General features: G+C 38.4%; 13 protein-coding genes. 12 read left to right on the forward strand and 1 reads right to left on the reverse strand.

All coding sequences use genetic code 11. The features are described 5' to 3' along the window. The first annotated feature begins 1 nt into the window (after position 1). The 4 genes from IGJ34_RS06270 (at position 2) to purB (ending at position 4402) form a co-directional block, all read left to right on the forward strand. The gene (locus tag IGJ34_RS06270; RefSeq protein ID WP_430598392.1) at positions 2-1330 is read left to right on the forward strand and encodes a nucleobase:cation symporter-2 family protein; all 1329 of its coding nucleotides are present in this window, start codon (positions 2-4) and stop codon (positions 1328-1330) included. Between the two features lie 155 nt (positions 1331-1485). Beyond that, positions 1486-1974 carry a 5-(carboxyamino)imidazole ribonucleotide mutase gene (gene purE / locus IGJ34_RS06275; RefSeq protein ID WP_430598393.1) on the forward strand — a complete coding sequence of 163 codons (489 nt, stop codon included), beginning with the start codon at positions 1486-1488 and terminating at the stop codon, positions 1972-1974. Further along, on the forward strand, positions 1958-3088 hold the full coding sequence (gene purK / locus IGJ34_RS06280) for a 5-(carboxyamino)imidazole ribonucleotide synthase (protein ID WP_206834297.1): 1131 nt from the start codon (positions 1958-1960) through the stop codon (positions 3086-3088). The genes purE and purK overlap by 17 nt, the downstream gene beginning before the upstream one ends. Before the next feature lie 18 nt (positions 3089-3106). Continuing rightward, positions 3107-4402: an adenylosuccinate lyase gene (purB, locus tag IGJ34_RS06285; protein WP_069654498.1), complete on the forward strand. Its 1296-nt coding sequence runs from the start codon at positions 3107-3109 to the stop codon at positions 4400-4402. Positions 4403-4680: 278 nt separating this feature from the next. Here the strand turns inward: purB and IGJ34_RS06290 are convergent, their stop codons facing one another. After that, positions 4681-5067 (reverse strand): hypothetical protein, encoded by a 387-nt coding sequence (locus IGJ34_RS06290; protein WP_430598394.1) that lies wholly within the window; start codon positions 5065-5067, stop codon positions 4681-4683. 298 nt (positions 5068-5365) lie between these two features. Between IGJ34_RS06290 and purC the strand changes: the two genes are divergently transcribed. From purC to purH, 8 genes are read left to right on the forward strand one after another with little or no spacing between them, the layout of a single operon-like run. Next, entirely contained in the window at positions 5366-6082 is a 717-nt protein-coding gene (gene purC / locus IGJ34_RS06295; protein WP_430598395.1) for a phosphoribosylaminoimidazolesuccinocarboxamide synthase, read from the forward strand. Between the two features lie 17 nt (positions 6083-6099). After that, positions 6100-6348, forward strand: a complete 249-nt coding sequence (purS, locus tag IGJ34_RS06300) for a phosphoribosylformylglycinamidine synthase subunit PurS (protein ID WP_069654495.1) — start codon at positions 6100-6102, stop codon at positions 6346-6348. Position 6349: 1 nt separating this feature from the next. Continuing rightward, complete coding sequence (purQ, locus tag IGJ34_RS06305) at positions 6350-7033, forward strand: phosphoribosylformylglycinamidine synthase subunit PurQ (RefSeq protein WP_430598396.1); 684 nt, start codon at positions 6350-6352, stop codon at positions 7031-7033. Further along, positions 7030-9252 carry a phosphoribosylformylglycinamidine synthase subunit PurL gene (gene purL, locus IGJ34_RS06310; protein WP_430598398.1) on the forward strand — a complete coding sequence of 741 codons (2223 nt, stop codon included), beginning with the start codon at positions 7030-7032 and terminating at the stop codon, positions 9250-9252. Before purQ ends, purL begins: the two co-directional genes overlap by 4 nt. Then, a complete protein-coding gene (gene purF / locus IGJ34_RS06315; protein WP_430598399.1) occupies positions 9237-10685 on the forward strand; it encodes an amidophosphoribosyltransferase in 1449 nt (482 codons plus the stop codon). Before purL ends, purF begins: the two co-directional genes overlap by 16 nt. Positions 10686-10732: 47 nt before the next feature. Next, positions 10733-11773, forward strand: coding sequence for a phosphoribosylformylglycinamidine cyclo-ligase (gene purM / locus IGJ34_RS06320; protein WP_430598401.1), 1041 nt, complete (start codon positions 10733-10735; stop codon positions 11771-11773). A 2-nt stretch (positions 11774-11775) separates the two neighbouring features. Beyond that, positions 11776-12357: a phosphoribosylglycinamide formyltransferase gene (gene purN, locus IGJ34_RS06325; RefSeq protein WP_111247439.1), complete on the forward strand. Its 582-nt coding sequence runs from the start codon at positions 11776-11778 to the stop codon at positions 12355-12357. Continuing rightward, complete coding sequence (gene purH, locus IGJ34_RS06330) at positions 12357-13898, forward strand: bifunctional phosphoribosylaminoimidazolecarboxamide formyltransferase/IMP cyclohydrolase (RefSeq protein WP_430598402.1); 1542 nt, start codon at positions 12357-12359, stop codon at positions 13896-13898. Before purN ends, purH begins: the two co-directional genes overlap by 1 nt.

The raw sequence follows: 13898 nt of genomic DNA on the forward strand, positions 1-13898 counted from the left end.
CTTGGAGAGTAAAGTAAATACAAAAGAAGTTAACAATCAACCAGAAACTGAAAATGGCAAAGCGGCAGTCTTGGGTCTTCAGCATTTATTGGCGATGTATGCAGGAGCTGTAGCCGTACCTTTATTGATCGGGACGGGTTTGAATTTTAATTCAGAGCAGATGACCTATTTAATTTCAATTGATATTTTTATGTGTGGCATTGCGACGTTGTTGCAATTGACAGTGAATCGATTTTTTGGAATTGGCTTACCTGTAGTGCTTGGCTGCGCAATTCAAGCGGTAGCGCCATTGATTATGATTGGTAGCGATAAAGGTGTAGGTGCAATTTATGGTTCAATCATTGCTTCTGGTATTTTTGTTGTATTAGTCTCGGGAATTTTTTCTAAAATCAAAAAGCTATTTCCACTTTTAGTAACGGGAACTGTAATCACGGTCATTGGGTTGACGTTGATTCCAGTTGCAGTGGAAAAAATGGGGGGAGGTCTCGCTACAGCTACGAATTTTGGTGACGGGACCAATTTACTTCTGGCTTTTGTAACAATTGGTTTGATCATTGTTGTCCAAATTTGGGGTAGAGGATTCTTCAAATCGATTGCCGTTTTAGTTGGTTTAATCGGTGGGACTGTTCTTGCAGCAGTTCTAGGTCAAGTGAACTTGACACCAGTTGGGGAAGCGACATGGTTCCATTTTCCACAGCCTTTTTATTTCGGTAAGCCAACGTTTGATATCTCTTCAATCGTGTTGATGATCATTATTTCGATTGTCAGTATGGTTGAATCGACAGGAGTTTATTTTGCTTTAGGCGATATAACAGGAAAGCAAATCGGCGAAAAAGAATTAAAAAAAGGGTATCGTGCGGAAGGTTTAGCGGTTATTTTAGGTGGGATTTTTAACACATTCCCATATACTGGTTTTTCTCAAAACGTTGGGTTGGTCCAACTTTCCGGAATCAAAACAAGACGACCGATTTATTACTCAGCATTTTTCCTGATTGCTCTAGGATTATTGCCAAAAGTTGGAGCAGTTGCTCAAATTATCCCTGAACCTGTGTTAGGTGGTGGGATGTTAGTGATGTTTGGTATGGTCGCTGTGCAAGGCATGCGTATGTTATCAAAAGTTGATTACAATAATGATAAAAACTTATTGATCATTGCAATCTCAATTGGGTTTGGATTAGGATTTAATATGCTGCCCACTTTATTCCAACAAATGCCTGAAACAGTAAGGATGTTTACAGGGAATGGTATTGTCATGAGTAGTTTGACAGCAATTATTTTAAATGTATTGTTTAACGGTCTTAAAAATGAGGATCGAACTGAACCATTATGATAGTGAAAAAACCGGATGTTCCTCCGGTTTTTCTTTTTTTATCCGTCCAATACGAACAATAATATTAAAAAAAACTTTAATATTCGATTTTATTTTGACACATAAGATTTCCGTTGATAAAATGTAAAAGAATAGAGAAAGAAAAGAGGAATGGTATGTCTATCATGGTTTCAGTAGTTATGGGAAGTACGTCGGATTGGGTAACAATGAAGCATGCGTGCGATTGTTTGGAAGAATTTAACATTTCTTATGAAAAAAAAGTGATATCGGCGCATCGTACACCAGATCTTATGTTTGAATTTGCTGGGCAAGCGCGTGAGCGTGGCATCAAAGTAATCATTGCTGGAGCTGGAGGTGCGGCTCATTTACCTGGGATGATTGCATCCAAAACAACGTTACCAGTAGTTGGTGTTCCAGTTCAATCAAAAGCATTGAATGGGCTTGATTCATTGTTATCAATCGTCCAAATGCCTGCTGGTATCCCTGTAGCGACTACTGCAATTGGAGAATCCGGGGCGAAGAATGCCGGACTGCTTGCAGTTCAGATGCTTTCCATGTATGATGTAGAGTTAGCAGGGAAATTAGACGCCAAGCGTAAATTTCTTGAAAAAACTGTGATGGAAAGTAGTGATGAACTTGAATAAACCTTTATTACCGGGACAAATGATCGGTATTATCGGTGGCGGGCAATTAGGAAGAATGATGGCGCTCAGCGCACGGGAAATGGGTTTCCGTGTGGGTATTTTAGATCCAACTGTTGATTGTCCTGCTGCTCAAGTCGCTGATTGGCATTTATTAGCTGATTATGATGACATAGAAGCTTTAGAAGAGCTGGCAAAGCGCTCACAAGTCTTGACCTACGAGTTTGAAAATGTTGACGTTGGAGCATTGATGCACGTTCAAGATTTGGTGAATATCCCGCAAGGAACAGATCTTTTAGCTATTACACAAGATCGTTTACTCGAAAAATCATTTTTAGAAGCGAACAATATTGTTATCGCTCCATTTGCCACAATCGTAAGTCCGACAGATATCCAAGATGCCATTGACGGAATCGGCTATCCATGTGTCTTAAAAACAACACGTGGTGGCTATGATGGGAAAGGACAATTTGTTTTGTACAGTACGTCCGATCTAGCACCTTCAATGAATATTCTAAGAGAAGGAACTTGTGTATTAGAAGCTTGGATTCCATATGAAAAAGAAATATCAGTATTAGTAAGTGGAAATGGACAAGGAGAGTTCACCGTTTTTCCTGTAGTTGAAAATATCCATCGAAATAATATTTTACATGAAACGATTGCTCCGGCAAGAGTGACTGAAGAAGTTGTTGAAGAAGCGCAACGAATTGCCCGTGTTATTGCAGAAGCTGTTGATTTAGCGGGGACTTTGGCTGTTGAGATGTTTTTAACAAATGATGGTGGCATTTATGTAAATGAACTGGCTCCTAGACCACACAACTCGGGCCATTATTCGATTGAAGCTTGTTCGATGAGTCAATTTGATGCGCACATTCGTGGTATTTGTAGCTGGCCACTGCCAGAAGTTGAGCTTTTATCAGAAGCTGTAATGGTCAATATTTTAGGAGATGAAATATACGAAACAATGGATGTGATTTCTGAGAAACCTGATTGGCATTTTCATTATTATGGCAAAGCAGAAGCAAAAAGAGATAGAAAAATGGGGCACATCACGATTTTAACAGAAGATATTTTTGAAACTTTAGAAGATATATATCAAACCAATATTTGGGATTAAAAAGGAGCAAACAAACGAATGATCGATCGTTACACACGACCTGAAATGGGTGCAATTTGGACAGATGAAAATCGTTACAATGCGTGGTTAGAAGTAGAAATTTTAGCGGATGAAGCATGGGCTGAATTGGGAGATATCCCAAAAGAAGATGTACAAAAAATTCGTGATAATGCATCATTTGATGTAGCACGCATTTTAGAAATCGAAGCGGAAACGAGACACGATGTAGTTGCTTTTACACGTGCGGTGTCTGAAACATTAGGTGAAGAACGTAAGTGGGTTCATTATGGCCTGACCAGTACAGATGTCGTTGATACTGCGTACGGCTATTTATTGAAACAAGCAAATGATATTTTACGAGCAGATTTAAAGAAATTTACAGCAATCATTGGGGAAAAAGCGAAGGAACATCAACATACAGTTATGATGGGCCGGACACATGGTGTACATGCTGAACCGACAACATTTGGATTAAAGTTAGCGTTATGGTATTCAGAAATGAAACGGAATGTTGAACGTTTTGAACATGCTGCAAAAGGTGTAGAAGCTGGAAAAATCAGTGGAGCAGTAGGGACTTTTGCAAATATTTCTCCTTTTGTTGAAGAATATGTGTGTGAACATTTGGGCATTAGAGCCCAAGAAATTTCAACTCAAGTATTACCTCGGGATTTACATGCGGAATATGTATCTTCGATGGCCTTGATCGCAACAAGTATTGAGAAGTTTGCAACTGAAATTCGTGGATTACAAAAATCTGAAACAAGAGAAGTTGAAGAGTATTTTGCGAAAGGTCAAAAAGGGTCTTCAGCAATGCCACATAAACGCAATCCAATTGGTTCTGAGAATATGACAGGTCTTGCTCGGGTTATTCGTGGTCATATGGTCACAGCGTATGAAAATGTTACATTGTGGCATGAAAGAGACATTTCTCATTCTTCTGCAGAACGAATCATTATACCAGATACAACTATTTTACTAGACTATATGTTGAACCGTTTTTCTACTATTGTAAAAAATTTAACGGTCTTTCCTGAAAATATGAAACGTAATATGGACGCTACTTATGGTTTGATTTATAGCCAACGTGTGTTGTTAAAATTGATCGATCATGGTATGTCTCGGGAAGTAGCATATGATTTAGTACAGCCCAAAACAGCCTATGCGTGGGATAATCAAACAGCATTTAGACCACTATTAGATGCGGATGAAAACATTACTTCAATTTTATCAAAAGAAGAATTAGATGATGCTTTTGATTATCAGTACCATTTGAAAAATGTTGATCTTATTTTTAAACGTGTAGGATTGGTATAAAATAACCGATAAAAGTAGAATTTGGAACTCTGAGAAATAAGCTGAAATCCATGAAAGTTGCTCTTCGAATTTTTGTAGATTTCAGCTTATTTCTGAAGAGGTTACTTCTGGTTCGCCACCGTTTATTCAGATTTCGTGAGGCTGAGATATGACTTAGTCTCTACTTTTTTAATGATTGTAGTCCCATTTGGTCTAAAGAGCCATCTTATTTGGTTATCAATACTTAGATACGAAAAAGACAAAACTGTTGAGAAGTTTTGTCTTTTTGTGTTTTAGTACTAAACCATCACTTTTTCGAAGCTACGTAACCGTGCAACCTCGGGTGTTTTTAGAATAGAAAGCAACTGCTCTATAAAAAGATATGTACATTCTTGTTCGTTGAAATAGACATGTATACAGTAGTAGTTTTTAAAATAGTGTTGTTCATGTATTTGATGTATGGTCAATTCGTTATTCAGACTATTCATATAACGGAAGGTTCGTTTACGTCTTTCTGAATGCCGATGAAATGCTCGTTTCAAATTCTTAAATGTATAGTAAGTACACCCTTGATTTAACTTGTGGACTTCCTCTAAGGCAAGTAAATCATTGTATAATTTTGTTCTTTCTTCAGGGATTAATTCTGCCAAAAAATCTTTTGCTAAACTGTCATAACCGCTAGTCATCCTTGTGTTCCCTCCTAAAAAATTATCCCGAATCACGAAAACATGATAGTAGATTTTTTAAAGAATTACTTTCGATTAGCATACCATTTTTCTTAATAGCTGTAAATGCTTACAAGATTTTCTTAATATCTAAAACTAAGATTAAATGAAAAAACGAACAATATGAAGATATAATATGTTGAATGTTAATAAATGTTTGACTGTGGAGAATCATCTTGTTAAACTGTAAACAAATAGAAAGACGAACTTAAATTAGTTTGTAATCATAAATGATACGTAAATGGGAGTGTGGAGGACTGTGGAAGAAAGTAAGTTATTATATGAAGGAAAAGCTAAGAAATTGTTTAAAACCAATGAATTAAAAACGTTAAGAGTAGAATATTTAGACCAAACAACTGCATTAAATGGCATTAGAAAAGACACTGTAATTGGGAAGTCTATATTAAATAATCAAATTACAGCTCTAGTTTTTGAGCAATTAGAGTTGAAAGGTATCCATAATCATTTTATTAGATTGATATCTAAACGCGAACAATTAGTTGAAGAGGTTGAAATTATTCCGTTAGAAGTTGTCGTGAGGAATGTTTCAGCGGGTAGTTTTGCAAAGCGATTAGCGATCCCTGAAGGCCAAGAACTTGAATTTCCAATTTTGGAGTTTTATTACAAAGATGATTCTCTCGATGACCCGATCATTAATGGTGATCATATTAAGATTTTAAAGATTGCAACGGAAGAAGAAATGACTACTATAAAAAATGAGGCACACAAGATAAACCAATTGCTTATTGAGTTGTTTGAAAAAATCAATATTCGTTTGATTGATTTTAAAATAGAGTTTGGTCGTAGAGAAGATGGCACTATTCTATTAGCAGATGAAATCACGCCAGATACTTGTCGTCTATGGGATAAAAAAACAAACGATCATTTAGACAAAGATGTTTATCGTAGAAATATAGGAGATATCGTTCCCGTATATCAAGAAGTATTGCATCGATTAGAACAAACATTCAATTAAAAAAGGAGTGATATAGAATGTATGATGTAAAAGTATATGTTACGTATAAAAATTCAGTTTTAGATCCTCAAGGGGAAGCCGTGAAAGGCGCAGTTCATCGACTTGGTTTCAGTGAAATCGATGAAATACGAATAGGAAAATTTTTCGAAATCAGAGTTAGTAAAACAACGCAACCTATCGAAAGAGTCATTGAAGAAATTTGTGACAAATTACTAGCTAACGTTAATATGGAAACCTATCGTTATGAGATCGAGGAGGAAGTATGAGATGAAATTTGCAGTGATTGTTTTTCCTGGATCGAACTGTGACATGGATCTCTTATGGGCAGTCAAAGATATTTTAGGCGAAGAAGCCGAATATGTCCGTCATGATGAAGAAAGTTTAGCGGGATTTGATGGTGTTTTAATTCCTGGAGGCTTTTCATATGGAGATTATTTAAGGTGTGGTGCAATTGCTCGTTTCTCTAAAATCATTCATGAAGTGATTCGGCTGGCAGATGAAGGCAAACCGGTTTTTGGCACTTGTAATGGGTTTCAAATATTAACAGAAGCTGGGCTTTTGCCTGGTGTCTTACTTCGAAATGAATCATTGCATTTTGTATGTAAGACAATTTCCTTAAAAGTAGTAAATAATCAAACCGCGTTTACCTCAGAATATCAAAAAAATGAAGTGATCAAGTTACCTATAGCGCACGGTGAGGGAAACTATTATTGTGACGACTCAACCTTGGAACAGTTAAAAGAGAATCAGCAAATTGTCTTTACATATGCGGATGAAAATCCAAATGGAAGTCTTGCTAATATCGCAGGAATTATCAATAAGAACGGCAATGTCCTAGGGATGATGCCACACCCAGAACGGGCTGTAGAAAGTTTATTAGGATCGGAGGACGGTTTACGTTTCTTCAAATCAATCGTTAAAAACTATGGAAAGGTTAGGGCGAATACATGATGGAAGTGAAAGAACCTACAGCACAGGAAATTAAAAGTCAACGGATCTATTCGGAATGGGGGCTAACGGATGAAGAATATCACATGATCGAAAAAGATATTCTAGGACGTATGCCAAACTACACCGAAACGGGACTATTTTCTGTGATGTGGAGTGAACACTGCTCATATAAAAACTCAAAACCCGTATTAAGAAAATTTCCCACAAAGGGATCACGCGTTTTGCAAGGACCAGGTGAAGGAGCTGGGATCGTCGATATTGGTGATGGTCAAGCTGTCGTGTTCAAGGCGGAAAGTCACAATCATCCATCGGCTGTTGAGCCATATGAAGGAGCTGCAACAGGAGTGGGTGGAATCATCAGAGATATTTTTAGTATGGGTGCTCGTCCGATTGCACTTTTGGATTCATTGCGCTTTGGTGAATTGTCCAATGAACGGACTAAATATCTTCTAGAGGAAGTGGTAGCTGGTATCAGTGGATATGGAAACTGTATTGGTATTCCAACGGTTGGTGGAGAAGTAGCGTTTGACTCATGTTATGAAGGAAATCCGTTAGTAAATGCGATGTGTGTTGGGTTGATCGATCATAAAGATATTCAAAAAGGTCAGGCCAAAGGAATTGGGAATGCCATTATGTATGTTGGAGCGAAAACAGGACGCGACGGCATACATGGCGCAACTTTTGCTTCAGAAGAGTTTGTTGAAGGAGAAGACCAACAACGCTCAGCTGTTCAAGTTGGAGATCCGTTTATGGAAAAATTATTGCTTGAAGCTTGTTTGGAATTGATTCTAGAGCATGCTGATATTTTAATAGGAATTCAGGATATGGGTGCCGCTGGACTAGTTTCTTCAAGTGCCGAAATGGCATCCAAAGCAGGAACTGGCTTGATTTTAGATTTAGATGACGTGCCTCAGCGTGAAACGGGAATGACACCATATGAAATGATGTTATCAGAGTCTCAAGAGCGAATGTTGATCTGTGTTAAAAAAGGACATGAAGCAAAAGTTGTTGAACTTTTTCAAAAATATGAATTAGACGCTGTAACGATTGGGAAAGTAACAGAGGATGGATTGTATCGTTTGTACCATAAAGGTGTCGAGGTAGCGAATTTACCGGTCGATGCATTGGCAGAAGATGCACCTGTTTATAATAAAGAACGAAAAGAACCAGCGAGAATCAAAAAATTTGAAGCATTAAAGAATTTCCACCCCCATATTATCGACGGAACAAAGACGATGATGGATTTATTGCAACAACCAACGATTGCCTCTAAAAAAAGGATTTATGCAACCTATGATTCTCAGGTACAAACGAATACAGTTGTGTTGCCGGGAAGTGACGCCGCTGTTTTGCGTGTCCGTGGAACGAAAAAAGCATTAGCAATGACAACAGATTGTAATGCTCGTTATCTTTATCTTAACCCGGAAATCGGTGGTCAGATCGCCGTAGCGGAGGCTGCGAGAAATATTGTGGCAAGTGGCGGCCAACCACTTGCCATTACCGATTGTTTAAATTACGGATCGCCAGATAAACCAGAAGGATTTTGGGAACTTTGGACCTCAGCAGACGGCATCGCTAAAGCCTGTGAAGTTTTGGAAACACCAGTGATTTCTGGAAATGTTTCTTTATACAATGAAACAAACGGACAGGCCATTTATCCAACGCCAGTGATTGGAATGGTTGGTTTGATAGAAGATTTATCGCATATTACCACCCAAGATTTTAAAATGGCTGATGATTTGATTTACGTTCTTGGCGAGACAAAAGATGATTTTAATGGCAGTGAATTACAAAAGATGATGCTTGGCTTCATTGAAGGAAAAATAATGGACTTTGATTTAGCTATTGAAAAAGAAATTCAACAGCTAGTGCTGAAAGCTATTAAAGCCGGAATGCTCGAAAGCGCTCATGATTGTTCGGAAGGTGGACTAGCAATTGCATTAGCAGAGTCGGCTTTTAAAAATGAATTAGGCATAGAAGTAGATTTGGCTATGCCAGTCTCATTCCTCTTTTCAGAATCCCAGTCACGATTTATAGTGTCAGTCAGGCCAGAAAACCAACAAATGTTTGAAGAAATGATGCAAGAAAAAGCTGTGTTGATTGGAAAAGTAACGGTTAGCGGGAAAATCAGTATTCAAACGAAAGATCAAAAAATCGAAGTGATAACACAAACAGCTAAAGGGCTGTGGGAGGAAGCGATTCCATGTCTTATGAAGTGAAAAGTTTAAATGAAGAATGTGGTATTTTTGGTATTTGGGGACATCCTGATGCGGCTCGTGTGACTTATTTTGGACTCCATAGCTTGCAACATAGAGGACAAGAAGGTGCTGGGATTGTTTCGAATAATGATGGCAAATTAAATGGATACCGAGGATTAGGCTTACTCTCAGAAGTATTTAAAGAGAATCGGACTTTAACTTCTTTGAGTGGAAATTCAGCGATTGGTCATGTGCGGTATGCTACTGCAGGAAATGGTAGTGTAGATAATATTCAACCGTTTCTATTTAAATTTTATGATGGTGCCTGTGGCTTAGCACATAACGGTAATTTAACGAATGCAAAAAGCTTACGAAAAGAGCTAGAGCAAGACGGCGCGATATTTCATTCCAATTCGGATACCGAAATTTTGATGCATTTGATTCGGCGCAGCAAACAATCGACCTTTATTGAACAGCTAAAAGAAAGCCTGCAGACTATCAAAGGTGGTTTCGCTTATCTTTTAATGACAGAGACAGCAATGATTGCGACGCTCGATCCTAATGCTTTTCGACCTTTATCCATCGGTCAAATGAAAAATGGGGCGTATGTGATTGCCAGCGAAACGTGCGCATTAGAAGTTATTGGTGCTGCATTTGTTCGTGATGTAGGACCGGGTGAAGTAATCATCATTGATGATACTGGCTATAAAATCGAGCGTTACACTCAAGACACTCAATATGCGATATGCTCAATGGAATATATTTATTTTGCTAGACCAGATTCTAATATAGCTGGTGTCAACGTGCATACAGCTCGCAAAAATATGGGCAAACGGTTAGCAAAAGAAGCACCAATTGAAGCAGATATGGTAGTCGGAGTACCAAACTCTTCTCTTTCAGCAGCGAGTGGTTATGCAGAAGCGAGTGGTATTCCCTACGAAATGGGCTTGGTAAAAAATCAATATATCGCTAGAACCTTTATTCAACCCACACAAGAATTGCGAGAACAAGGAGTTCGGATGAAACTTTCTGCTGTTCGTGGCGTAGTCGAAGGGAAGCGTGTCATCATGGTGGATGACTCAATTGTACGCGGAACGACTAGTCGTCGCATCGTACAATTGCTTAAAGATGCGGGTGCAAAAGAAGTCCATGTACGTATTGCGTCACCTCCTCTAAGATTTCCTTGCTTTTATGGAATCGATATTCAAACAAGAAAAGAATTAATTGCTGCGAATCACTCAGTAGCTGAAATCGAACAGTTGATCAAAGCAGACTCCTTGTGCTTTTTAAGTGAGCAAGGGTTGATCGATGCCATTGGTCTTAACTATGAGGCACCTTATTCTGGGTTGTGTATGGCTTATTTTAATGGTGATTATCCGACACCTTTATATGATTATGAAGAAAAATATCAAGCAACATTGAAGGATAAAATCAATTTTGCCACAATAAACTAAAAAGCTAAAAAAGAATATCGTTCATAAATCGTTAGGAGGAAACCATATTGGGAAATGCTTATACAAAAGCGGGCGTTGATGTTGAAGCAGGTTATGAAGTGGTAGAAAGAATCAAGAAACATGTTAAACGTACTGAACGAATGGGTGTGATGGGTGCACTTGGTGGTTTCGGTGGTTGTTTTGATTTAAGTACGGTGGAAGTGAAGGAACCTATCTTGATTTCGGGAACAGATGGTGTTGGAACAAAATTAATGATCGCGATTGAAGAAAACAAACATGACACGATTGGGATTGATTGTGTGGCGATGTGCGTCAATGATATCGTTGCACAGGGAGCAGAACCCCTCTATTTCCTCGATTATATTGCTACAGGGAAAAACAGACCAGAGCACTTGGAGCAAGTGGTAGCAGGTGTAGCGGAAGGGTGTCTTCAGGCTGGAGCCGCATTAATTGGTGGTGAGACAGCTGAAATGCCGGGTATGTATAACGATAATGACTATGATTTGGCAGGATTCACAGTGGGCATTGCAGAGAAAAGGCAATTAGTCACAGGTGAAAATATTCGAGAAGGAGACGTTCTTTTGGGATTAGCATCTAGCGGAATACATTCAAACGGGTACTCTCTTGTTCGTAAAATTTTTTTTGAGATGCATCAAATGACTGGAAATGCAGTGATTCCAGAACTTGATGGAAAACAATTAAGGGAGGAACTGTTGATTCCAACCAAAATTTATGCAAAGATGCTACTACCGTTAATTAAACAGGAATTAGTGAATGGGATTGCGCATATCACTGGGGGCGGTTTTGTGGAAAATATCCCCAGGATGCTCCCAAAAAATTTATCAGCGGAAATCCATTTAGATAGCTGGCCGACATTGCCGATTTTCTCAATATTGGAAAAATACGGTCAAATTCCACCAATGGAAATGTACGAGATTTTCAATATGGGGATTGGAATGGTTTTAGCTGTTTCACCTGAAAAAATCGACGATGTTCAGGGGATTCTAAACGAATGTAACGAACCAAGTTATATTATTGGAAATGTCATTACTAAAGAGAAACAAAGTATTACCTTTAAAGAGGTGTAGAAATGAAATTAGCCGTGTTTGCCTCAGGAAATGGAAGCAACTTTCAGGCAATTGCCGAAGCTGTTGCGGTCGGAACAATCAATGCAGAGCTTACTTTGTTGTTTTGTGATAGAAAAGATGCCTATGTTGTCCAGCGAGCACGATCAATGTCAATTCCAGTTGTGTCATTTTCACCAAAAGATTTTGAATCAAAAGCATTATATGAAGGAGAAATCCTCCATCTTTTGGAAGAGGAGCAAATTGACTTGGTGGTTTTAGCTGGATATATGAGAATCATTGGGCCGACATTGTTAGAAGAATTTTCAAATCGTATAATCAATATTCACCCTTCATTATTACCAGATTTTCCTGGTCTCCATGGCATTAGGGATGCTTTTTATGGAAATGTACGTGAGACAGGTGTAACGATTCATTATGTGGATAACGGCATAGATACTGGACCAATAATTGCTCAAGAAAAAGTAACAATTGACGCGACAGACACACTTGTTTCTCTAGAAGAAAAAATCCACAAAGTGGAGCATAAATTATTTCCTGCGGTTTTAGCAGAACTTATAAAAACGCAGCAAGGAGAGCGCATTTGATGATAAAAAGAAGAGCATTGATCAGTGTTTCAGATAAAACGGGAATAATCGCGTTTGCGAGAGGATTAGTAGCCCAAGGGATTGAGATTATATCTACAGGAGGAACAAAAGCAACTCTTGAACAAGAAGGAATTCCCACAATTCCTATAGAGGAGGTAACCGATTTTCCAGAGATGATGGATGGTCGAGTTAAAACATTACATCCAAAAATTCATGGAGGGTTATTAGGTCGCCGTGATTTGACTAGTCATATGGAAGCGATGGAAGTACATGGAATTCAGCCAATTGATATTGTGTGTGTAAACTTATATCCATTTAAAGAAACAATTTTACAAGAAGGAGTAACGAAAGAGCAAGCAATCGAAAATATTGATATTGGTGGACCAAGTATGTTGAGAAGTGCTGCAAAAAACCATGAATTTGTGACGGTTGTGGTCGACCCAAAAGACTATACGCAAGTTTTAACTGAGGTTTCAAAAATAGGAGAAACAACTCTGCCAACAAGACAAAAATTAGCAGCTAAAGTGTTTCGACATACTGCAGCTTATGATGCGTTGATCGCAGAATATTTGACTGATAGTGTTGATGAAAAAGACCCTGAAACATTAACTTTGACTTATGATTTAAAACAAATATTACGCTACGGAGAAAATAGTCACCAGCAAGCTGTGTTTTATCAAACTGCATTACCCGTTTCATTTTCAATTGCGAATGCGAAGCAACTACATGGTAAAGAACTCTCTTACAATAATATCAAAGATGCAGATGCGGCGATTCGTATTTCTAGAGAGTTTGATCAACCAGCTGTCGTAGCAGTCAAACATATGAATCCTTGTGGAATCGGTATTGGGGCAACAATCAAAGCGGCATATCAATATGCATATGAAGCAGATCCAGTCTCTATTTTTGGTGGAATCATTGTGTTAAACCGTGAAGTGGATAGCGAAATAGCTGAAAAAATGCATCAACTGTTTCTTGAAATAATTATTGCACCAAGTTTTTCAGAAGAAGCATTCAAAATTTTAAGTAGCAAAAAGAATCTTCGCCTGATGACGTTAGATTTCTCTAAAAAGGATCAAGCGCGAGAAGATGAGAAAGTGTCAGTTTTAGGTGGACTGCTTGTTCAAAATCAAGATATTGTCGAAGAAAAAGTGGAAAACTGGCATGTCGTTACGAAACGACAACCGACAGAGGAAGAATTAAAAGCGCTAGAATTTGCATGGAAAACGGTCAAACATGTTAAGAGCAATGCTATTGTGGTGACAAATAATCACCAAACTTTAGGCATTGGCGCAGGTCAAATGAATCGAGTAGGGTCCGTACAAATTGCAATCGAACAAGCAGGTGGAAAGGTCAGCGAGGCAGTCCTAGCCAGCGATGCTTTTTTCCCGATGGGAGATAGTGTCGAATACGCTGGGGAAAATGGAATTAAGGCGATCATTCAACCAGGTGGCAGTATCAAAGATCAAGAGTCAATCGAAATGGCAGATAAGTATGGAATCGCCATGGTATTTACAGATATCAGACACTTTAGACATTAA

It is taken from the genome of Enterococcus sp. AZ177, assembly GCF_050544585.1.
GTDB lineage: Bacteria > Bacillota > Bacilli > Lactobacillales > Enterococcaceae > Enterococcus_L > Enterococcus_L plantarum.

Bases quoted from the DNA above. Each gene is read 5' to 3' on its own strand.
- purE (WP_430598393.1), top strand. From the start codon at position 1,486: ATGTCTATCATGGTTTCAGTAGTTATGGGAAGTACGTCGGATTGGGTA.
- purH (WP_430598402.1), top strand. From the start codon at position 12,357: ATGATAAAAAGAAGAGCATTGATCAGTGTTTCAGATAAAACGGGAATA.
- purQ (WP_430598396.1), top strand. From the start codon at position 6,350: ATGAAATTTGCAGTGATTGTTTTTCCTGGATCGAACTGTGACATGGAT.
- purL (WP_430598398.1), top strand. From the start codon at position 7,030: ATGATGGAAGTGAAAGAACCTACAGCACAGGAAATTAAAAGTCAACGG.
- purN (WP_111247439.1), top strand. From the start codon at position 11,776: ATGAAATTAGCCGTGTTTGCCTCAGGAAATGGAAGCAACTTTCAGGCA.
- purS (WP_069654495.1), top strand. From the start codon at position 6,100: ATGTATGATGTAAAAGTATATGTTACGTATAAAAATTCAGTTTTAGAT.
- purF (WP_430598399.1), top strand. From the start codon at position 9,237: ATGTCTTATGAAGTGAAAAGTTTAAATGAAGAATGTGGTATTTTTGGT.
- IGJ34_RS06290 (WP_430598394.1), bottom strand. From the start codon at position 5,067: ATGACTAGCGGTTATGACAGTTTAGCAAAAGATTTTTTGGCAGAATTA.
- purB (WP_069654498.1), top strand. From the start codon at position 3,107: ATGATCGATCGTTACACACGACCTGAAATGGGTGCAATTTGGACAGAT.